This is a genomic window from Flavobacterium daemonense, assembly GCF_007341385.1.
Taxonomy (GTDB): domain Bacteria; phylum Bacteroidota; class Bacteroidia; order Flavobacteriales; family Flavobacteriaceae; genus Flavobacterium; species Flavobacterium daemonense.
In genome coordinates this window covers 472,673-493,237 of the sequence record NZ_VJYD01000002.1, presented here as the reverse complement: position 1 = coordinate 493,237, position 20,565 = coordinate 472,673, and the positions used below count along the sequence as shown (strand labels likewise).

22 protein-coding genes are annotated in these 20,565 nt (G+C 34.6%); 19 read left to right on the top strand and 3 right to left on the bottom strand.

Going from position 1 to position 20,565, the window contains the following annotated elements; translation table 11 throughout:
* Positions 1 to 135 precede the first annotated feature (135 nt).
* The 13 genes from hemA to FND99_RS04370 all read left to right on the top strand — a co-directional run bounded on the left by hemA (position 136) and on the right by FND99_RS04370 (position 10,578).
* Positions 136 to 1,386 (top strand): glutamyl-tRNA reductase, encoded by a 1,251-nt coding sequence (gene hemA / locus FND99_RS04430; protein ID WP_144336769.1) that lies wholly within the window; start codon positions 136 to 138, stop codon positions 1,384 to 1,386.
* A 140-nt stretch (positions 1,387 to 1,526) separates the two neighbouring features.
* The gene (locus FND99_RS04425) at positions 1,527 to 1,931 is read left to right on the top strand and encodes a GxxExxY protein (RefSeq protein WP_144336768.1); all 405 of its coding nucleotides are present in this window, start codon (positions 1,527 to 1,529) and stop codon (positions 1,929 to 1,931) included.
* 95 nt (positions 1,932 to 2,026) lie between these two features.
* Positions 2,027 to 2,950 carry a hydroxymethylbilane synthase gene (hemC, locus tag FND99_RS04420; RefSeq protein WP_144336767.1) on the top strand — a complete coding sequence of 308 codons (924 nt, stop codon included), beginning with the start codon at positions 2,027 to 2,029 and terminating at the stop codon, positions 2,948 to 2,950.
* Entirely contained in the window at positions 2,950 to 3,615 is a 666-nt protein-coding gene (locus FND99_RS04415; RefSeq protein WP_144336766.1) for a uroporphyrinogen-III synthase, read from the top strand. Before hemC ends, FND99_RS04415 begins: the two co-directional genes overlap by 1 nt.
* A gap of 91 nt (positions 3,616 to 3,706) precedes the next feature.
* A complete protein-coding gene (gene hemE, locus FND99_RS04410; protein WP_144336765.1) occupies positions 3,707 to 4,732 on the top strand; it encodes a uroporphyrinogen decarboxylase in 1,026 nt (341 codons plus the stop codon).
* A gap of 78 nt (positions 4,733 to 4,810) precedes the next feature.
* Positions 4,811 to 5,188 (top strand): hypothetical protein, encoded by a 378-nt coding sequence (locus tag FND99_RS04405; RefSeq protein ID WP_144336764.1) that lies wholly within the window; start codon positions 4,811 to 4,813, stop codon positions 5,186 to 5,188.
* Positions 5,189 to 5,190: 2 nt separating this feature from the next.
* Entirely contained in the window at positions 5,191 to 5,748 is a 558-nt protein-coding gene (locus FND99_RS04400; RefSeq protein WP_144336763.1) for a GNAT family N-acetyltransferase, read from the top strand.
* A 12-nt stretch (positions 5,749 to 5,760) separates the two neighbouring features.
* Entirely contained in the window at positions 5,761 to 6,180 is a 420-nt protein-coding gene (locus tag FND99_RS04395) for a hypothetical protein (RefSeq protein WP_144336762.1), read from the top strand.
* Positions 6,181 to 6,184: 4 nt separating this feature from the next.
* Positions 6,185 to 7,087 carry an oxygen-dependent coproporphyrinogen oxidase gene (hemF, locus tag FND99_RS04390; RefSeq protein WP_144336761.1) on the top strand — a complete coding sequence of 301 codons (903 nt, stop codon included), beginning with the start codon at positions 6,185 to 6,187 and terminating at the stop codon, positions 7,085 to 7,087.
* 2 nt (positions 7,088 to 7,089) lie between these two features.
* Positions 7,090 to 8,016, top strand: coding sequence for a DUF4421 family protein (locus FND99_RS04385; protein ID WP_246074169.1), 927 nt, complete (start codon positions 7,090 to 7,092; stop codon positions 8,014 to 8,016).
* Positions 8,017 to 8,080: 64 nt separating this feature from the next.
* Positions 8,081 to 8,989 (top strand): fructose bisphosphate aldolase, encoded by a 909-nt coding sequence (locus FND99_RS04380; protein WP_246074168.1) that lies wholly within the window; start codon positions 8,081 to 8,083, stop codon positions 8,987 to 8,989.
* Between the two features lie 183 nt (positions 8,990 to 9,172).
* Entirely contained in the window at positions 9,173 to 10,165 is a 993-nt protein-coding gene (gene hemB, locus FND99_RS04375; RefSeq protein ID WP_144336759.1) for a porphobilinogen synthase, read from the top strand.
* Between the two features lie 2 nt (positions 10,166 to 10,167).
* Complete coding sequence (locus FND99_RS04370; protein ID WP_144336758.1) at positions 10,168 to 10,578, top strand: c-type cytochrome; 411 nt, start codon at positions 10,168 to 10,170, stop codon at positions 10,576 to 10,578.
* Positions 10,579 to 10,643: 65 nt separating this feature from the next.
* Here FND99_RS04370 and FND99_RS04365 read toward each other — a convergent pair whose 3' ends face one another.
* A complete protein-coding gene (locus tag FND99_RS04365; protein WP_144336757.1) occupies positions 10,644 to 12,704 on the bottom strand; it encodes a M13 family metallopeptidase in 2,061 nt (686 codons plus the stop codon).
* 201 nt (positions 12,705 to 12,905) lie between these two features.
* Here FND99_RS04365 and FND99_RS04360 point away from each other — a divergent pair, with 201 nt between their 5' ends.
* From FND99_RS04360 to FND99_RS04335, 6 genes are all read left to right on the top strand, one after another.
* A complete protein-coding gene (locus FND99_RS04360) occupies positions 12,906 to 13,829 on the top strand; it encodes a DMT family transporter (RefSeq protein ID WP_144336756.1) in 924 nt (307 codons plus the stop codon).
* 207 nt (positions 13,830 to 14,036) lie between these two features.
* Positions 14,037 to 14,711 carry an SCO family protein gene (locus tag FND99_RS04355; RefSeq protein WP_144336755.1) on the top strand — a complete coding sequence of 225 codons (675 nt, stop codon included), beginning with the start codon at positions 14,037 to 14,039 and terminating at the stop codon, positions 14,709 to 14,711.
* Between the two features lie 94 nt (positions 14,712 to 14,805).
* Complete coding sequence (locus tag FND99_RS04350; protein WP_133523765.1) at positions 14,806 to 15,045, top strand: FeoA family protein; 240 nt, start codon at positions 14,806 to 14,808, stop codon at positions 15,043 to 15,045.
* Positions 15,045 to 17,144 (top strand): ferrous iron transport protein B, encoded by a 2,100-nt coding sequence (gene feoB, locus FND99_RS04345; RefSeq protein ID WP_144336754.1) that lies wholly within the window; start codon positions 15,045 to 15,047, stop codon positions 17,142 to 17,144. The genes FND99_RS04350 and feoB overlap by 1 nt, the downstream gene beginning before the upstream one ends.
* A 6-nt stretch (positions 17,145 to 17,150) precedes the next feature.
* On the top strand, positions 17,151 to 17,276 hold the full coding sequence (locus FND99_RS04340; protein WP_144336753.1) for a FeoB-associated Cys-rich membrane protein: 126 nt from the start codon (positions 17,151 to 17,153) through the stop codon (positions 17,274 to 17,276).
* Between the two features lie 359 nt (positions 17,277 to 17,635).
* Positions 17,636 to 18,559, top strand: a complete 924-nt coding sequence (locus FND99_RS04335) for an alpha/beta fold hydrolase (protein WP_144336752.1) — start codon at positions 17,636 to 17,638, stop codon at positions 18,557 to 18,559.
* A gap of 122 nt (positions 18,560 to 18,681) precedes the next feature.
* Here FND99_RS04335 and FND99_RS04330 read toward each other — a convergent pair whose 3' ends face one another.
* Together FND99_RS04330 and FND99_RS04325 are read right to left on the bottom strand one after the other, a co-directional pair.
* Complete coding sequence (locus tag FND99_RS04330) at positions 18,682 to 19,335, bottom strand: HD domain-containing protein (protein WP_144336751.1); 654 nt, start codon at positions 19,333 to 19,335, stop codon at positions 18,682 to 18,684.
* 187 nt (positions 19,336 to 19,522) lie between these two features.
* Positions 19,523 to 20,515: an acyl-ACP desaturase gene (locus FND99_RS04325; protein WP_144336750.1), complete on the bottom strand. Its 993-nt coding sequence runs from the start codon at positions 20,513 to 20,515 to the stop codon at positions 19,523 to 19,525.
* Positions 20,516 to 20,565: the final 50 nt, after the last annotated feature.

Sequence of the window (20,565 nt, the reverse complement as noted above, 5' to 3'; positions counted from 1 at the left end):
TACAAAAATAGTCCTTTTTACTCAAAAACACCTATTTAGGTCCAAAAAAACATACAGCGATATAAAAAGTACTTTTAGCGTTATTTTTATCAGCGGTATAGTAATAATTTTGTTGCACTCTATGTAGATGAATTTATGGAAAACAATAATGTACCGAAACACCTTTATTTTTACTCAGTTGGATTGAGTTATAAAAAAGCTGATGCTGAGGTGAGAGGTCAATTTAGTTTGGACGCAATTGCTAAAACGCGTTTGCTTGAACAAGCTAAAAACGATGGAATAGAAAGTTTAATAGTTACTTCAACTTGCAACAGAACTGAGATTTACGGTTTTGCTGAACATCCATTTCAATTAATAAAACTTATCTGCGACAACAGCAACGGTTCTGTTGACGCTTTTCAAAAAGTTGGTTTCGTTTATAAAAATCAGGAAGCGATTAATCATATCTTCCGCGTAGGAACTGGTTTAGATAGTCAGATTCTTGGTGATTTTGAAATTATTTCGCAAATCAAAACTTCTTTTACACATTCAAAATCAATGGGATTGGCCAATGCTTTTATGGAAAGATTGGTGAATGCTGTGATTCAGGCAAGCAAAAGAATTAAAAATGAAACTGAAATCAGTTCTGGCGCTACTTCTGTTTCTTTTGCTTCGGTACAATACATTTTGAAGAATGTTGAAGATATCGGCAATAAAAACATCTTACTTTTCGGAACTGGAAAAATCGGAAGAAATACTTGCGAGAATTTAGTAAAACACACTAAAAATGAACACATTACTTTAATCAACAGAACGAAAGACAAGGCGGAGAAATTAGCCGGAAAACTGAATCTGATTGTTAAAGATTATTCGGAACTTCATTTAGAACTTCAAAAAGCCGATGTTGTTGTTGTAGCAACTGGCGCGCAAAACCCAACGGTTGACAAAGCAATTTTAAATCTTAAAAAACCTTTGTTAATTCTGGATTTGTCTATTCCGAAAAACGTTCATGAAAACGTGGAGGAATTAGAAGGCGTAACGTTGATTCACATGGATTATTTGTCACAATTGACGGATGAAACATTGGAAAACAGAAAATTACACATTCCAGCAGCCGAAGCTATTATTGAAGAAATCAAAGAAGAATTTGTAATCTGGATGAAAGGCAGAAAATTTGCCCCAACAATTAACGCCTTAAAAGAAAAACTAAACGCGATCAAAAACTCGGAATTAGATTTTCAAAGCAAAAAAATTGCTGATTTTAACGAAGAACAAGCAGAAATCATCAGCAACAGAATCATCCAGAAAATCACTACTCATTTTGCCAATCATTTAAAAGACGACGACACCATGGTCGATGAAAGCATCGAATGGATCGAGAAAGTCTTCAAAATAAAAGCATCTTAGTTGTTTTTACCATTAAGACATTAAGAAAATTAAGTCCAAGCTTTGTCGAAGAAAATTAAGCCAAGTAGTTTTTGAACATAAAGCTTAATTAACTTAATCTCTTAATGGTAAAAAAAGAAAAATGGTAAACAATAAGTTCTATGACAAAAAAAGAGGTAACACAATTGGCTTATGAAATTACAGGTTTTGCGATAAAAGTGCACAAAGCTTTAGGACCTGGACTTTTAGAAAGTATATATGAGAAGTGCCTCAAATACGAATTAGAACAAAACGGATATGATGTAAAACAACAATTATCTGTTAAAATTGATTATTACGATCTTGAATTTGAATCTGATTTAAGAATAGATCTATTGGTTAATGATTGCGTCGTTGTTGAATTAAAAGCAATTGAAAATATTTTGCCTATTCACGAAGCTCAATTATTAACTTATATGAAATTATTGCAAAGACCTCAAGGACTATTGATAAATTTCAACACAACAAACATTACAAAATCAATGAAACCTCTTGTGAATGATCATTTCGCAAGATTAATAGATTAAATTTAACCATTAAAATATTAAAAAAGTTAAGCTTAATTTTCTTGACAAAGATTGACTTAATTCTCTTAATGCCCTTAATGGTAAAATAAAAAAACATGGCTGAAAAAACAATCAGAATTGGAACGCGCGATAGCGAATTAGCACTTTGGCAAGCACATACTGTCGAGAAAAAACTGAACGATTTAGGTTATAAAACCTCGATTGTTGCCGTAAAATCTCAAGGCGATATTATTCTGGACAAACCTCTTTATGAGTTAGGTATCACAGGAATTTTTACCAAAACGCTTGACATTGCAATGATTAACGGCGATATTGATATTGCGGTACATTCCATGAAAGATGTTCCAACTGCTTTACCAAAAGGTATCGTTCAAGGTGCTGTTTTACCAAGAGCGAATGTTTTGGATATTTTGGTTCATAAAGGAAATCCAGATTTTACAAATCCAAGTACTATTGCGACCGGAAGTCTTAGACGTCAGGCACAATGGTTCAACAAATATCCTAACCATACGGTGGTTGATTTACGTGGAAACGTAAATACTCGTATGCAAAAGTTACAAGATAACAACTGGGACGGAGCTGTTTTTGCAGCTGCAGGTTTAGAGCGAATCAACTTAAAACCTGAAAATTTCATCAATCTAGATTGGATGATCCCGGCGCCGGCACAAGGAGCAATGTTGGTTGTAGCAATGGAAAATGACAATTATACGCTAGATGCGCTTTCGCAGTTGAATGATATTGAAACGGAAATCTGCACGTATATCGAACGTCAGTTTTTAAGAACCCTTGAAGGCGGATGTACCGCACCAATTGGAGCTTTGGTAACGTATAACGAAGACGAGGACACTTTACATTTTCAAGGAGTTTTACTTTCTATCGACGGAAAACAAAAACTAGAAATCAATAAAACGGTTGATATTTCGGAATGGAAAAAATTAGGTTTTCATTCGGCTCAGGAGATTCTGAATAATGGCGGAACAGAATTAATGCAGAAAATCAAAGAATCCTTGAAAAAATAATGGCGAAATCAATTCAAATATTATCCACTAAAATATTATCTCCCCTTCAAAAGCAAGAGTTGACAAAAGCGGGTTTAGAAGTAATCGAAGCCGATTTTATCAAAACTGAAAACAAAGCTTTCGAACTTAAAAACCTCAACGAAAGTTTAATTTTTACGAGCCAGAACGCCGTTCACAGCGTTTTATCCAATCCAAAATCAGAAGAATTGAAAAGCAAAAACGTGTATTGCGTTGGCTTAAAGACAAAGTTTCTTTTATCTGAAAACGGATTTAATGTTGTGGCTTACACAGGTTACGCATCTGATTTGGCAGAAATTATCACTTTAATTTATGGAAATGAAAGCTATACTTTTTTCAGTGGAAACCTAAGAAGAGATACTTTGCCAGAAGCTTTAAAAGAAAACGGAATTAAATTCAATGAAATTCAGGTTTACGAAACTACGCTGCAACCTCAAAAAATAAAAGCAAATCCAGAAGCGATTTTGTTTTTTAGTCCGTCTGGAGTTAAAAGTTATCTGAAAGACAATACCATAAATAAACAAATCTGCTTTTGTATCGGTGAAACCACTGCAGAAGCTTTATCAAAAATAACAAAGAATATCATCATCGCAGATCAGCCTACAATTGAAGATGTTATCGAAGATGTAATTCACGAATATAAGTAAGCAATAAGCCTTAGGCAGTAAGCCATAAGCAAAAAAATCATAGTTAAACAAGCTTAAAGCCTAAAGCTTAAAGCCTAAAGCAAAGAAAAAAATGTTAAAAAACGACCTATTTTTAAAAGCATTAAAAGGAGAAACAGTGCAGCGTCCACCAGTATGGATGATGCGCCAAGCAGGAAGATATTTACCAGAATTTAGAGAACTTCGTGATAAATATGATTTTTTTACGCGTTGCGAAACTCCAGAATTAGCTGCTGAAATTACGGTTCAGCCAATCCGTAGAATTGCTCCAGATGCTGCGATTTTATTTTCGGATATTTTGGTAGTGCCTCGCGCAATGGGAATTCACGTAGAATTGAAAGATAATTTGGGACCAATCATTCCAAATCCAATTCGTACAATGGAGCAAGTAAATCAGGTTTTTGTTCCAGATGTAAATGAAACTTTAGGCTACGTTTTTGATGCTGTAAAATTGACTAAAGAAATGTTGAACGACGAAGTGCCATTAATTGGTTTCGCTGGTTCACCATGGACAATTTTCTGTTATGCAGTTGAAGGAAAAGGCTCTAAAAGTTTTGATACTGCAAAAGGTTTCTGCTTTTCAAATCCGGTTGCAGCGCATACTTTATTGCAAAAAATCACAGATACAACAATTTTATACTTAAAAGAAAAAGTAAAATCAGGAGTAAATGCCGTTCAGATTTTTGATTCTTGGGGAGGAATGCTTTCTCCAGTTGATTATCAGGAATTTTCATGGAAATACATCAACCAGATTGTTGACGCTTTAGCTGAAATTACTCCAGTTATTGTTTTCGGAAAAGGTTGTTGGTTTGCGCTTGGCGATATGGGTAAAAGCAAAGCTTCTGCATTAGGAGTTGACTGGACTTGCTCGGCAAGAAATGCCCGTTATTTGTCTGGTGGAAATATTACTTTGCAAGGAAACTTTGATCCGTCAAGATTGCTTTCTCCAATTCCGACTATCAAGAAAATGGTTCATGAAATGATCGACGAGTTCGGAAAAGATAAATATATTGTAAATTTAGGTCACGGAATTTTACCAAATATCCCTGTAGATCACGCAAAAGCGTTTATTGACGCAGTTAAAGAATACGGACAATAATATAGTTGATTGTTTATGGTTGATAGTTGTTGGATAAAAATACTATCAACCATAAACCGACAACCAACAACTTAAAAAATGCTCAATAAAGGTTTAAGAGACGAAGAAAAAATTAGAATTGATAACGTCCTCAAGACGTTACGAACTCTTATTTATGTTCCTTATCCTTTAAATGATTTACAAAAAACAGAAGTCGAAAATAAGCTAAAAGAAATTGAGCTGAACTTCGAAACTTTGACCAGTCAAACAAATGAAGATTTAATAACATTATTAATACAGCTTCATTTTGATTGGGAACATTTAGAGCAATTTGGAGATATTTTAATCGAATTCTCCAAAAATGAGAGTTATGATTTTCAAGACAAAGCCTTAGCCATTTATCAATATATCCAACAAGAAAGCAAAGTTTTTTCTTTCGGAATTAATGCTAAAATTGCTTCTCTAAAAAACAAATAAAAATGATTTTTACAGATTGGAAAACAGACCGAATTGAAAATATTCTTCCTAAAGAGTTTTATAAACTGATTGATAAGAATAAAAATCACATTGGAAAAACTTTCCCTGTAACACTAGCTAATTCTGACTCACCAGAAAAAGCAGAAAATTTTATCTCAGTCAATAAAGACAAAGAAAGAAATAGTGAAGGATATTATTTCTTCGCCCGAGAAATAAAAACAAATGATCTAATTGGGTATTTATGCGTAAAAACCATCGATTACCGCATTTCAAAATGTGAATTAGGTTATTTTATTGACGAAGATTTTCAAGGAAAAGGCATTACATCCAAAATGGTTTCTAATGCGCTCGATTTCTGTTTCAATGAATTGAAGCTTAATAAAGTTTTTATCTGTACTTCAGAGGTAAACTTAGCAAGCCAACGAATTGCATTAAAACACAATTTTAAAAAAGAAGGAATTTTAAGAGACGAATTTAGAAACGGTGATGGCACATTACAAAACACCCTCTACTTCGGATTGCTTAAATCAGAATATATTAAACAAGAAAGACAAAGTTAGACAAAGTTAAAAATGAGTTCTTTTGAAAAAATTTTAACCGCGATCTTAGATTTTGATTTAAAAAAATTAAATCCGATATATCAAGGATTTTTAGCAATGTGCTTTTTTGCAATAGTTGTTAGTACATGCTCGTATTTTTCAAACGAAGCCAAAATTAGTAGAGACGCGTATAAATATATGTTTGATGCAAATTTTTCTGGATTAATTGTAAAAAGATATTTAGATAAAGATAACCATATGTCGCCCAAATTTACCCTAAAGGATTCAAGTCATATATATGCTTATTCTATTCTTTGGGAAAAAGCTGAAATAGGAGATTCATTATTAAAAAAAGCAAATTCAAGATTTGTAACGATTTTTAAAAAAGATACAACACTAGTAATTGATATGAATGTAGCATTCAAATATCATGATACTTTTCCAGAAAAATAAAAACATGAAAGATAAATTTTACGCATACATACAAAACTTACAAGACCAAATCTGCGCTGGATTAGAAGCCGTTGACGGAACAACAAAATTCCGTGAAGATCTTTGGAAACGTCCTGAAGGCGGAGGTGGAAGAACACGCGTTATTGAAAATGGAAATGTTTTCGAAAAAGGCGGTGTAAACATTTCAGCTGTTCATGGAAAACTTCCTGAAACGATGCAAAAAATGTTTGGTGTTGGTGAAGCCGATTTTTTTGCCTGTGGATTGAGTTTGGTTTTACACCCAAAGAATCCAATGACGCCAACAGTTCACGCAAACTGGCGTTATTTTGAAATGTATGACGAGTCTGGAAAAGTAATCGAACAATGGTTTGGTGGCGGACAAGATTTAACGCCCTATTATTTGTTTGAAGAAGACGCAAAACACTTTCATCAAACTTGTAAAACTGCTTGTGACAAACACAATCCAGAATTTTATCCGAAATATAAAAAACAATGCGATTCGTATTTCTGGAATGCCCATAGAAACGAAGCCCGCGGAATTGGCGGTTTATTCTTTGATTATTGCAAAGCAAATGAGCAAATGTCAATGGAAAACTGGTATGATTTTGTAACCGAAGTTGGGAATAGTTTCCTGGAAGCTTATGTTCCGATTGTGGAAAGAAGAAAAAATTTAGCATATACTCCGGAAAACAGAAACTGGCAGGAAATCCGTCGCGGCCGTTATGTGGAGTTTAATCTAGTTCATGACAAAGGAACTTTATTCGGTTTAAAAACGAACGGAAGAATTGAAAGTATTTTAATGAGTTTGCCTCCGCATGTGCAATGGGTTTATGATCATCATGCAGAAGCAGGAAGCGACGAAGAGAAATTAGTGAATGTTTTGGAAAACCCGCGCGAATGGATTTAAAAATGATTTACATAGCGTTTTTTGTCAGCGTTTTTGGGTGTTTTGCCCAAAATGATACGCTACAAAATCCGTATTTTAAATCATACAATGATAAAATTACTGGGAGCATTTATTATTTAGATACTTCAAATAGTTTTCAAATTGCTTCAGATAAAGAAGAACCTAAAATCTTTCTCGATCTTATTCCGAATAGAAGAGAACAGATTGGTTTCAACTTAAATTATAAAATTATTGACGTTACAATTGGTTTTGCACCCAAATTTCTAGGCGGAAACACCGGAGATTCGCATTCAAAAAACTTTAATTTCAATACACGCTTTTATTACAAAAAATGGATGCAGTCTTTCACTTTCATAAACCAAAAAGGATTTTATATTAGTGAAGACAATATAACAGCACAATTGCCCGATATGCGAACCACAAAAATTGGAGGATCAACATCGTATATTTTTAATGATAAATTTTCTTTTAAAACACTGGTAAGCCAAAATGAATGGCAAACGAAGAGTTCCGGCAGTTTCATTCCAACTTTTTCGTTTTATTACACTAATATAGACTTAAATTCACCCGATTCATCACCTGGTGATATGTATGTATTTACTCTTGCTCCATCTTATTTTTATAATTTTGTAATAAGTGACCGTATTTTAATTGGTGCAGGACTCGGCGTAGGTGCAGGAATAAACAATACTGACGGAGATACCTCAGCTTTATATCAAGCCGATTTCAATTTAAAATTGGCGTATAATAATGATCGTTTCTTTGCTTTTGGAACTCTTAATGCTGTAAGTTTTTCTCAAGATGAGAAAGTAGATCCCAGATTGAATGATAATATTGTCACTTTGAAACTTTCTGCAGGTTATCGCTTTGATACTCCAAAAAAGGTAAAAGAAGTATACGACAAGGCAAATGAGAAAATAGGCTTTTAAAAACATTAAAAAACGCATAAAAACATACATGAGCAGCAATTTCTAATAATTAAAAATCATCATTATGGAAAAGAGAGATTTAGAATTGAAGACAGCGCAATTAAGTCGGATGCAATCTGCAAAAGGATTTATAGCGGCACTTGATCAAAGCGGCGGAAGCACTCCAAAAGCATTAGCACAATACGGAGTTCTGGAAAGCAGCTTCTCAAATGAAGAAGAAATGTACACGCTAGTTCATGAGATGCGAACGCGAATTATTAAAAGTCCATCATTTGACAGTCAGTATATTCTTGGAGCAATTCTTTTTGAAAATACGATGGATCGTAAAATCGACGGACAATGGACGGCCGATTATTTATGGGAGAAAAAAAATATCGTTCCGTTTTTAAAAGTCGATAAAGGTCTTGCTGATCTTTCAAATGGTGTTCAAATCATGAAACCAATTCCGAATTTAGACGAATTGCTTGACCGTGCTGTGGAACGAAATATCTTTGGAACTAAAATGCGTTCTGTTATCAAAGAAGCCAATCCAACTGGAATTCGCGATGTTGTAGAACAGCAGTTTAAAGTCGGATTGCAAATTTTTGAAAAAGGATTAATTCCGATTATTGAACCTGAAGTTGATATTTATAGTGCAGATAAAGCAAAATCAGAAGAAATTTTGAAGGAAGAAATCAAAAAACAGTTAAGCTCTTTAAGCGATAATGTCAAAGTGATGCTGAAACTTTCTATTCCAGCTGTAAATAATTTTTACAGCGATTTAATGACTGATCCGCATGTCGTTCGCGTTGTAGCATTATCAGGCGGATATTCAAGAGAAGAAGCCAATGAAAAATTAGCTCAAAATCATGGTTTGATTGCCAGTTTCTCAAGAGCTCTGTCAGAAGGACTTTCCGTCAACCAATCTGACGAAGCATTTAATAATGAGTTAAGCAGCACAATTAAAGATATTTACAACGCTTCTATTAAATAATAAGTCGAAAGTTTAATGTCATAAAGTCAAAAGAATATAAATCAATAAAATAAAAAATTAAGCTTGCAGAAAAATCTAAAATCTGTCCCGAAGCTTCGGGACTAAAATCTAAAATTCAAATACAATAACAATATTCAGTTTCAGAATAAAAACCTGAAACCTGAAACTTTAAACAAAAAAAGAATGTTTCCATTACAAAGAAATCGTCGTTTAAGAACCAATGAATCTATTCGTTCGTTAGTTCGTGAAACCAGTTTAAGTCCACAGGATTTTATGCTTCCAATGTTTGTTGCCGAAGGAAAAGACATAAAATCTGCCATTCCATCTATGCCAGGAATTTATCGTCACTCGTTGGACAACACCATCAAAGAAGTAAAAGAAGCTTGGGATTTAGGAATCAAAGCGGTAAATATCTACGTAAAAGTAAGCGATAATTTAAAAGATAATAAAGGAACCGAGGCTTGGAACAAAGACGGTTTGATGCAACAAACCATACGAGCGATTAAAGACGCAGTTCCGGAAATGATCGTAATGCCTGATGTAGCTTTAGATCCATATTCTATTTACGGTCACGACGGAATTATCGAAAACGGTCAATTGATCAACGATGCAACGGTTGATGCTTTAACCCGAATGAGTTTAAGCCACGCTGAAGCGGGAGCCGACTTTGTAGCACCAAGCGACATGATGGACGGACGAGTTTTGGCGATTAGAAAAGCATTAGAAGAAAATGGCCACCATAACGTGGGGATTATGAGTTACAGTGCAAAATATGCTTCCGCGTTTTACGGACCATTCCGTGATGCATTAGATTCTGCTCCGGTAGATTCTCAAAATATTCCAAAAGATAAAAAGACTTATCAAATGGATTATGCTAACCGAATTGAAGGAATTCGTGAAGCGTTATTAGATGTTGAAGAAGGTGCAGACATCGTAATGGTAAAACCAGGAATGGCTTATTTGGACATTGTTCGTGAGGTAAAAAATGCCGTTCATGTACCGGTTGCCGTTTATCAAGTATCTGGTGAGTACGCAATGGTAAAGGCCGCAGCAGAAAAAGGATGGCTTGACCACGACAAAATTATGATAGAGCAACTTTATTGCATTAAGCGTGCGGGAGCTAGTATTATCTCAACTTATTTTGCAAAAGAAGCAGCCGTAATTTTAAACAGATAGTTATGAAAAAAGCAATATTTTTAGCCGCTGTTTTAGCATTTGCTTCCTGTAAAAAAGAAAGTCAGGAACCTTTTGGAAAATCATCTGAAGGAACGACTGAAACTTCTGCTGAAGGAGAATCTGCGAAAGCGACAACTCCTGAAGCTTTAGGAAAAGAAATTTTTGAAGGAAGAGGAAATTGTACGTCTTGTCATCAGCCTGATCAAAAAGTAATTGGTCCAAGTATTCAAGAAATAGCAAAAATGTATAAAGACAAAAAAGGCGATATTCCAACTTTCTTAAAAGGAAATGCAGATCCAATTGTTGATCCTAGTCAATTTGCGGTAATGCAGACCAATTTTGCAATAACAAAAGAAATGTCTGACGAGGAGTTAAAAGCTATTGAAACTTACATTTATAGCTTTTCAAAATGAGAAAGAACAACATAAAAAAAACGGCGCTTAATAAGCGCCGTTTTACTTTTTATCAAATATATAGATTACCAGATTTTAACTCTTTTGTCTGGTTCAACATACATTTTATCTCCCGGTTTGATTCCGAATGCTTGATAGAATGAATCTAAGTTTTGGATTGGCACAACTGCTCTGTACATTCCTGGTGAATGCGGATCAGTTTTAACCTGGCTTTTGATTGCTTCATCTCTAGATTTTGTTCTCCAAACTGTAGCCCAAGAAATAAAGAAACGCTGTTCTGGTGTGAAACCGTCAATTAATCCAGGATTTCCGTGTGCTTTTAAATACAACTGTAATCCGTCGTATGCAGCATTTGTTCCACCTAAGTCACCAATGTTTTCACCCAAAGTAAATTTACCATCAACGTGAATTCCTGGCAACGGCTCTAAAGCACTGTATTGAGCAGCTAATTCACCGCCAAGAGCAGTAAATTGTTTTAAGTCGTCAGCTGTCCACCAGTCAACAAGATTTCCGTCTGCATTGTAACGAGCACCAGAATCATCAAATCCATGAGAGATTTCGTGACCAATTACAGCTCCAATTCCACCGTAGTTTACAGCAGCATCAGCTTGGTAATTGTAGAATGGCGGCTGTAAAATTGCAGCTGGGAAAACAATCTCATTGTAAGATGGGTTGAAATAAGCATTAACCGTTTGTGGAGACATTCCCCACTCTGTCTTATCAACAGGTTTTCCTAGTTTATCTAAATTATCTGCGTAAGCCCATTTTGAAATATTTTTCATATTATCAAAATAAGTACCCCCTTCTTTAACGTCTTTAATCTCTAATTTTGAATAATCCTTCCATTTGTCAGGATATCCAATTTTGATCGTTAATTTTTTCAATTTTTCAATTGCTTTAACTTTAGTTTCTTTAGACATCCAAGGCAAAGCGTTGATTCTGTTTTCGTAAGCAAGCATAACATTAGCGATCATGTCTTTTGCTTTTTCTTTTGCTTCAGCTGGGAATAATTTTTCTACGTAAAGTTTTCCTAAAGCTTCACCAGTCGCTCCGTTGATTACTTGCAAAGCAACTTCCTCACGTGGACGCTGTTTTAAAGCTCCAGTTAATGTTTTTCCGTAAAAATCAAAGTTTGCGTTTTCAATTTCTGTAGTCAAAGTTGAAGCAGCTCTGTTTAATAAAGACCATTTCAAGTACTCTTTCCAAGCTTCTACTTTCTTTTCAGTAAAAGTTTTTTCCAAAGCGATCATGTAACGAGGCTGTGCCACATTTACAGTATCTACTTTTGCCATTCCAATTCCTGCGAAGTATTTTTCCCACTGAATAGATGGCGTATTCTTTTTCAAATCAGCAACAGCAGTTGGGTTGTATTGTTTTCTTCTGTCTCTTCTTTCAACACGGTCCAATCTTGGTGCAGACATTTCAACTTCTAAAGCCAAAATTTGTTTTGCGCTTTCTTTTGCTTTAGCAGGAGATTCTCCAATAAACTGCATCATACGAGCAACGTGAACTTCATATTTCTCACGTTTTTCTTTAGAATCTTTATCATCTGAATTGTAGTAATCTTTATCAGACAATCCTAAAGTTCCTGGGCTTAAGCTTACTGTATTTTTATTACTGTTTTTAGCATCAGCACCAACATAAACTCCAAAGAAACCTGATCCGCCAGAAAGCTGCATTTCAGTAATATAATTTTGAAGATCAGCCACATTTTTAATAGCGTCGATTTTCTTCAAATAAGGCTGAAGCTGTGTAACACCTCTTTTGTTTCTTCCAACCGTATCCATGATCGTGTTGAACAAAGCGATTGCTTTACCTTGATCAGTATTTGATTTATACTTCGGATTTTTCGAAGCTTCTTTCAAAATAGCAAGAGAATTCTCGTCTGTTTTTTGACGCAATTCATTAAAACTTCCCCATGAATTTCTGTCACTAGGAATTTCAGTCTTGTCAAGCCAAGCTCCGTTTACATAACGAAAAAAGTCCTGACCCGGACTCACTTTTGTATCCATATTTGCAATATTGATACCTGGTTCTTTTGGTTTTGCATCTTGAGCTTGAACTGCAGTTAATGTGAACATTGCAGAAACTACACAAAACATAGGTTTAGTAAGCTTTTTAATCATTATAATTTATTGTTTTAGTATATACACAAACATATTGTTATTATTTTGAATATTATGTTAAAATTTACCAATAATTCAAACCTCAGCCTGATATTCAATATTCGAATGGATAATATTTAAAACTTTCATCAATAATTTGTGCGATTTATACCCAATATTCGAAATTGTTTTTGGAATATTTGTTCAAAGAAAAACAGCAAAATGAAAGAGAAAATTCAGACCGCTTTATCAGGAAAAATTGAAATAATTGGACTGCCAATTCTGGCGCTGTGTTGGGTAAGTTTTGCTTGGGGAACAACATGGCTTGCATCAAAAGAAGGCGTAAAACATATGCCGGCACTTCAATTAGCCATGATTCGTCAATTTTTAGGTGGACTGATTTACGTTGGTTATTTCCTTCTAAAAAAAGAACCTTGGCCAAAAGGAAAACAATGGATCACCATTCTGATTCTGGCTTTTTTGAATTTTGTCTGCAGCAATGGTTTGAGCACTTGGGGAGTAAAATATATCAGCAGCGGATTAGGAGCCATTATAAGCGCCATTTTTCCGATTTGGATTATTATCATCAACTTTTTCAATGGCGAACGAGTTGCAAAACTGGCAATAACCGGAATTTTAATCAGTTTCTGTGGAATCTGTATTATTTTCATGGATCATTTGACAGAGTTTTTCAAGCCTGATTTTCAATTCGGAATAATTTTGACGATTATTTCAACAATTACATGGGCTTTCGGAATATTATTCATCAAGAAAAAAGCGGCCAGTTTCAATCCGTATTTTAGTTTAGGCCTGCAAATGCTGATTTCCAGTTTTATACTTTATGGAATTACAGAACCTTTGGGTATGAATATTTCATTAACCGAAATTCCTATCGCTTCTTGGTGGGCAATTGGTTATCTTGTGATTATTGGTTCCGTTTTGACTTTCATCGCCTTTATTTATACGTTGCAACACCTTCCAACAGAAATCAGCAGTATTTATGTTTATATAAATCCGATTGTTGCTATGGTTTTAGGGTTTTTTATTTTTGGGGAAATGCTTACGCAAGCTATAATTGTTGGCGGCATCGTTACGTTGATTGGAATTTATTTGGTAAATAAATCGATACGAAAGCCGAAAGTTTAAAGAATGTTTTGCCACGAATTTCACGAATTTTCACGAATTAATATTCAAATCAATTCTTTTTAAAATTGCCAAAGATTTTAATAGAAACAAAAAATTAGTGGAAATTCGTGAAATTCGTGGCAAACCAAACTTCAGCATCTTGTTAAAAAGTGTTATAACTGCGACTTTTAAAATGCTCTTTTTGTATTTTTGCGCCAAATTATTTTTATGAAATCGCTTTTATATAAATACCGCAAATTCTTTATTGTTCTAATTGTATTTTCGGTTGTCACGATATCTTTATTTTATTCGGCTTTAAAGCCACAAAAAACGCTTCCAATTTACAATCCATCCGATGTAAATCCAGAATTGGTCGATAGTACCATTCAATATAAAACCAAGTACCACACCATTGCCGATTTTTCGTTTGTAAACCAAAACGGCGACACGATCACGCAAAAAAATTACGAAGGAAAAATATACGTAGCCGATTTTTTCTTTACTACTTGTGGTTCAATTTGTCCAAAAATGTCAACAAATCTTGTTGAGGTACAAAAAGCAGTTTTGAACAATCCAAAAGTAATGTTGCTTTCGCACACCGTTTTTCCTGAGGTTGACAGTATTCCGGTTTTAAAAGCGTACGCGATAAAATATGGCGTTGTTGACGGCAAATGGAATTTGGTTACCGGCGATAAAAAAGAAATTTACAAAATGGCCAGAAAATCGTATTTGGCTGTAAAACTAGGACGACCAGATCAGCTTTATGATATGGTTCATACCGAAAATTTTGTTTTGGTTGATCAAAAAAGACGCGTACGCGGATTTTATGATGGAACAAACAAAGAGGAAATCAAACGTCTGTTAGAAGACATTGATTTCTTGTCGAACGAAAAAAATCCCTAATTTTTAGAAAGATTTAGCATAATCCAATGTGTTAAATGCCTTGAAATAAAGAATTATTGCCTACTTTTGCAATCTAAATTCAATCTAAATAAGCTTGCAAAATACAATTCACACTCTGAAAAAAGGCGAAAAAGCCATAATCAAAGATTTCGACATCGATCTTATTCCTCTAAAATTATTAGAAATGGGTTGTTTGCCGGGCAGTGAAGTCGAATTGCTACAAATTGCTCCTTTTGGAGATCCTTTATATCTTGACATTAACGGCTCGCATGTCGCGATTCGTATTGAAACCGCTCGCGAAATTGAAGTTGAACTTATCAAAACCAATTTGTAATGAGTGTTCAAAATATCAATGTTGCCCTTATTGGAAACCCAAATACCGGAAAAACTTCTGTTTTCAATCAATTAACAGGTTTAAATCAGCAAGTTGGAAATTATCCTGGAATTACGGTTGAGAAAAAAATGGGATTCTGCAAGCTTCCGCATAATATAAAAGCCAACATTCTTGATTTACCGGGAACATACAGTTTGAATGCAAGTTCAATGGACGAAAGCGTTGTTATTGAACTTTTGCTCAACAAAAACGACAAACTTTACCCTGACGTTGCTGTTGTAGTTACCGATGTAGAAAATCTAAAAAGAAATTTACTGATTTACACACAAATAAAAGACCTTGAGATTCCGACGATTTTAGTCATCAACATGTCTGATCGTATGGAACGTAAAGGAATTTCACTTGATATTCCGTTTTTAGAAGAAAAACTAAAAACCAAAATCGCCTTAGTCAGTTCAAGAAAAGGTTTAGGAATCGATCAATTAAAAGAGCTAATTGTTTCATATAAAACCATTCCGCATCAACCTTGTTTAAATGCTTCAGTAATTGACGAAGAATATTTCAAAAAACTGCAACACGCTTTTCCAAACCAATTGTTGTACAAATTATGGCTTGTAATTACTCAGGACGTTAATTTTTCAAATTTGGATCGAAATGAAATCAGAACCACATTTACTAAATCGCATTCTGAATTAAAACGTTTACAGCAAAAAGAAACTATTAAACGTTATCAATTTATAAATGATGTTTTAAAAGAAGGTTTAAAAGTTGATGCCTCAATCGCAAAAGATGTCCGCGCAAAAATTGACCGTGTTTTAACGCATAAAGTTTGGGGCTATGTAATTTTCTTTGCGATTTTGTTTTTAATATTCCAATCCATTTTTAGCTGGTCAACTATTCCTATGGATTTCATTGACAGCACTTTTGCCTCATTAAGCGCCTTGGCGGCCGAAAAATTGCCAAGTGGGATTTTAACCGATTTACTTTCACAGGGAATCATTCCGGGAATTGGCGGAGTTATCATATTTATTCCGCAAATTGCGTTTTTGTTCTTGTTTATTTCCATTTTAGAAGAAAGCGGTTATATGAGCCGCGTTGTATTTTTAATGGATAAAATAATGCGCAAATTCGGACTTTCGGGAAAAAGTGTTGTGCCTTTAATTTCAGGAACGGCCTGCGCCATTCCGGCAATTATGGCCACTCGAAATATTGAAAACTGGAAAGAACGCCTTATTACGATATTAGTAACGCCATTCACTACTTGTTCTGCAAGATTACCTGTTTATGCCATTATTATTTCATTGGTAATTCCGAGTACTCGTGTTTTTGGAATTTTAAATCTTCAGGGATTGACATTGATGTGTCTATATGTATTGGGATTTGCAACAGCAATTTTATCGTCTTATATTTTGAATAAAGTTTTAAAACTGCAGTCCAAAACTTATTTTGTTGTCGAAATGCCGAACTACAAAATGCCGCTTTTTAAAAACGTCGGAATTAATGTTGTCGAGAAAACAAAAGCTTTTATTGTTGGAGCGGGTAAAATCATCTTGGCAATATCTGTTATTTTATGGTTTTTGGCCTCATACGGACCTGGAAAAGATTTTAACGAAGCAGAATCTATCGTGAAAGAAAAATTCGCAACAGAGAACCTGACTCAAATTCAGTTTGAAAACGAAGTCGCTTCGCAAAAACTTGAAAATTCATACATCGGATTGATGGGAAGAGCAATCGAGCCAGCAATCGCTCCTTTGGGCTACGATTGGAAAATCGGAATTGCCTTAATCAGCTCATTTGCGGCGCGTGAAGTTTTCGTTGGAACGCTTGCGACTATTTATAGCGTTGGCGACAGCGATAACGAAGCCACGATAAAAAGCAAAATGCAAGAAGAAATACGTCCGGATACTGGACAAAAGGTATTCAATTTTGCGACCGGAATTTCTTTATTGCTTTTTTATGCTTTTGCCATGCAGTGCGCAAGTACGCTTGCCATCACTAAAAAAGAAACGAATTCATGGAAATGGCCTGCAATGCAGTTGGTTTTTATGAGCAGTCTTGCTTATTTAACCGCCTTATTGGCTTATCAATTATTAAAATAAAACATTATGATTCAAGAAATTATAGCTTTTGCCATATTAGGATTTGCCGTCGCTTTCTTGATCAAAAAATTCTTTTGGAAATCTAAAAAGAAAAAAGACTGCGGCAACGGAACTGATTGCGGATGCAGTTAATCTTTTAAATTCAAAAAAAGACATTTTCGTCTCTATAAAATGTCTTTTTTTTACATTTTAAAAACCTAAATCGATCATTGTCAAATTATGTATCTGCTATTTTTGAGCAACTTAAATTTATCAAAGATGTCAGAAGATGATAAAATAGAAATAATCAGAGACAACAGAGTTGCTCGATTATTGTGGTTTACATTAGGTTTTATTATTGCATTACTAATTAGTTATTTTTTAAACAAAAGCTAGTTCTGGTACGCAAGCAACTTGTTTGTTGTTTGTTGTTTTTTGTTTTTTGTGTTTGCAGTTTTTATATATTTAGCATAGCGAAACTACCTCAGCTAAATTATCAAAACGATTATAAAATGACACGAAAAAGCAATATTCTTATTTTATTATTGTGTTTTGTTTATAATGGGTTTTCCCAAAAAAACACCACAATAAAACCAATAAACAATACGACCATCAAAACATCAGATGGCGTTTCTTTATTCTCAAAAATTTCAGGAAAAGGCGACGTTTGCATCTTTGTACATGGCGGTCCAGGCGCTTGGAGCAAATCATTTGAGGAACTTGACGGCAATATCCTTGAAGATAAATTAACCATGTGTTACTACGACCAAAGAGGATGCGGAAGATCTGAATCAGCGGTAGACAACAATTACAGTCTGGATCGAATGATTGACGATATTGAAGATATTCGCCGTTATCTCAATGTTTCTAAAGTATTTATAATGGGACATTCCTTTGGAGGAATTCTTGCCACCGAATATGCCAAAAAATATCCAGAACATGTAAAAGGCTTAATTCTCCTAAATTCTACTCTCGATATAAATTATTCGCTTCGGAATCAAATTTCATTTATAAACAACCTTCTTGGTGAAAATGTAACGCTAGAAAATAACGATTCTGTATTAAACGCCTTTTTTGAAGCCAAAAAACTTCTTGGTAAAACCGACTTGAATTATAAAATACTGTCTGACAATAAAGCAAATGTGGAAAAATTAGACAGCATTGACAACAGTCAAAAAAGAAATTCTTCGTTCGCACAACACGCGTTAGCCGATCCTATTTATTTTGGAGATTTTACTAAAGAAACTGCTTTGATTAAAGTTCCAACGCTTATCATTTCTGGCACTAAAGACAACAACATCGGTCCCGATCATTATCGTTCATTCAAATTTCCGAATCAGGAAGTTAAAATCATCAACGGCGGTCACATCTTGTATTATGAAAAGAACCAAGAATTTAAAAATGCTGTGCAGGGTTTTGTTCAAAGAGTTAGATGAGAAGATGTTTGATGTCGTGTGAAAGATGAAAGAAGTAAGATGAAAGAAACAAGACTGAAAACCGAAACTAAGAAACAAGACTAAAAACTACAACTGAATAATAAAAACTGAATACTGAACACTTACTTCACTCCTTCCCATTCGGCATAAAATTGCGCTAGGAAGTTTACCATAAAGCGGTGTCTTTCAGTTGCGATTTCTTTGCCTTTTTGGGTATTCATTTTATCTTTTAAAAGCAATAGTTTTTCGTAAAAATGATTTATTGTTGGTGCATTATTTTTTTTGTATTCCTCTTTTGTCATATTGGTCAGCGGCGCAATTTCTGGGTCGAATAAAGCCCTGTTTTTGAATCCGCCGTAATTGAACGCTCGTGCTACTCCAATCGCGCCAATTGCATCTAAACGATCTGCATCCTGAACAACATCTAATTCAACAGAAGAAAACTTCTTTTCAAAATTGCCCCCTTTGTATGAGATATTTTCGATTATATTTACAACATGCTGAATAATATCTTCCGAAACATTTTCTGATTCTAAAAATAATCGAGCTGTTTTCGGGCCGATAGTTTCGTCGCCGTTATGAAATTTGCTGTCTGCAATATCATGTAACAAAGCGCCAAGCTGTACAACTTCTAAATCGCAATTAGTATCTTTCGCAATTAAGAGCGCATTTTTATAAACGCGTTCGATGTGAAACCAATCGTGTCCACCTTCGGCATCATTTAATTTTTCTTTTACAAAAGCGATTGTTTTATTAATAAGTTGCGAAGTATTCATAGTTTTTTTGTGTTGAGGATGGCACGCAGATGGCGCGGATTTTAACTGGTTAACGCAGATTATTTTTAATTGTTTTCTTAAAATAAAAATGTTGATTGTCAAAGTTTCAAAACCTCAACAATCAACAATATTTTCAATATTAATATCAATTGTAAAAATCTAAAATCAGAAATCTACAATCTAAAATTTAAAGTCTAGCAGGTTCAACCCATTTAAAAATGTGAGATTCTGCAGGGATTACTAATCTTTCAGAAATTCTAGCCATACGGGCTGGCAATTTCATTAAATAATCACGTGCTTTTTCAGCTTCGTCAGTAAGATTCGTAATTTTATCAATTTCCCATTTGTTGATTAATTTTTGCATAATATCAACATAATCATTTGCAGTATAAACGCCAATACGTTGTGCTGAATCCGAAAACTGTTCAAACGCAGAACTGATTTTTTGCCCAGATTCTCTTAAAAAGTGTGCTGGCATAACGATTTTCTGCTTCATCATGTATTGAAAAGCCAACATCATTTCGCTAGGATCAACTTGGAAAATTCTAGTTACAAATTCGCTATATGCATGATGGTGACGCATTTCGTCGCCCGCAATCATTTTACACATTTTAGACAATTTGTTGTCGCCAAACTTTTTAGCCATTTGCGCTACTCTGTTGTGCGAAACATAAGTTGCTAATTCCTGGAAACTAGTGTATACAAAGTTTTTGTATGGGTCAGTTCCAGTTCCAATATCAAAACCGTCGTTGATTAAATGCTGCGTCGTCATTTCGATTTCACGCATATTCACACGGCCAGACAAATACAAGTATTTATTTAAAAGATCTCCGTGGCGGTTTTCTTCTCCGGTCCATTGCCTGATCCATTTTGACCAGCCATTTCCGCCGTTCTCAACTTGATCGACACCTTCTACATCCATTAACCAAGATTCATATGTAGGCAAAGCTTCTTCAGTGATAGTATCACCAACAAGCGTAACCCAGAAATCATATGGAAGTTCTTTAGCAATTTCACGCAACTCTTTTACCTCTTCAAAGAAATTTTCTCCTTGAGAATCAGGCAAAAAGTCTGACGGCTGCCAAATTTTTTCCACTGGAATTAAATACTGTTCAACGAAGCTATCCACGTTTTTTTCCAAAAACTGCATTACTTCTAATCTAATGTTTTTTATAGACATTACTTATTTTTGATTTGGGATTTTTGTTTCAGCTCGGACTAAAAACAAAA

Bases quoted from the DNA above. Each gene is read 5' to 3' on its own strand.
- FND99_RS04370 (WP_144336758.1), top strand. From the start codon at position 10,168: ATGAAAAAAGCAATATTTTTAGCCGCTGTTTTAGCATTTGCTTCCTGT.
- FND99_RS04365 (WP_144336757.1), bottom strand. From the start codon at position 12,704: ATGATTAAAAAGCTTACTAAACCTATGTTTTGTGTAGTTTCTGCAATG.
- hemF (WP_144336761.1), top strand. From the start codon at position 6,185: ATGAAAGATAAATTTTACGCATACATACAAAACTTACAAGACCAAATC.
- FND99_RS04380 (WP_246074168.1), top strand. From the start codon at position 8,081: ATGGAAAAGAGAGATTTAGAATTGAAGACAGCGCAATTAAGTCGGATG.
- FND99_RS04415 (WP_144336766.1), top strand. From the start codon at position 2,950: ATGGCGAAATCAATTCAAATATTATCCACTAAAATATTATCTCCCCTT.
- FND99_RS04335 (WP_144336752.1), top strand. From the start codon at position 17,636: ATGACACGAAAAAGCAATATTCTTATTTTATTATTGTGTTTTGTTTAT.
- FND99_RS04400 (WP_144336763.1), top strand. From the start codon at position 5,191: ATGATTTTTACAGATTGGAAAACAGACCGAATTGAAAATATTCTTCCT.
- FND99_RS04405 (WP_144336764.1), top strand. From the start codon at position 4,811: ATGCTCAATAAAGGTTTAAGAGACGAAGAAAAAATTAGAATTGATAAC.
- FND99_RS04395 (WP_144336762.1), top strand. From the start codon at position 5,761: ATGAGTTCTTTTGAAAAAATTTTAACCGCGATCTTAGATTTTGATTTA.
- hemB (WP_144336759.1), top strand. From the start codon at position 9,173: ATGTTTCCATTACAAAGAAATCGTCGTTTAAGAACCAATGAATCTATT.
- hemC (WP_144336767.1), top strand. From the start codon at position 2,027: ATGGCTGAAAAAACAATCAGAATTGGAACGCGCGATAGCGAATTAGCA.
- FND99_RS04355 (WP_144336755.1), top strand. From the start codon at position 14,037: ATGAAATCGCTTTTATATAAATACCGCAAATTCTTTATTGTTCTAATT.
- FND99_RS04330 (WP_144336751.1), bottom strand. From the start codon at position 19,335: ATGAATACTTCGCAACTTATTAATAAAACAATCGCTTTTGTAAAAGAA.
- FND99_RS04425 (WP_144336768.1), top strand. From the start codon at position 1,527: ATGACAAAAAAAGAGGTAACACAATTGGCTTATGAAATTACAGGTTTT.
- FND99_RS04385 (WP_246074169.1), top strand. From the start codon at position 7,090: ATGATTTACATAGCGTTTTTTGTCAGCGTTTTTGGGTGTTTTGCCCAA.
- hemA (WP_144336769.1), top strand. From the start codon at position 136: ATGGAAAACAATAATGTACCGAAACACCTTTATTTTTACTCAGTTGGA.
- FND99_RS04340 (WP_144336753.1), top strand. From the start codon at position 17,151: ATGATTCAAGAAATTATAGCTTTTGCCATATTAGGATTTGCCGTCGCT.
- feoB (WP_144336754.1), top strand. From the start codon at position 15,045: ATGAGTGTTCAAAATATCAATGTTGCCCTTATTGGAAACCCAAATACC.
- hemE (WP_144336765.1), top strand. From the start codon at position 3,707: ATGTTAAAAAACGACCTATTTTTAAAAGCATTAAAAGGAGAAACAGTG.
- FND99_RS04360 (WP_144336756.1), top strand. From the start codon at position 12,906: ATGAAAGAGAAAATTCAGACCGCTTTATCAGGAAAAATTGAAATAATT.
- FND99_RS04325 (WP_144336750.1), bottom strand. From the start codon at position 20,515: ATGTCTATAAAAAACATTAGATTAGAAGTAATGCAGTTTTTGGAAAAA.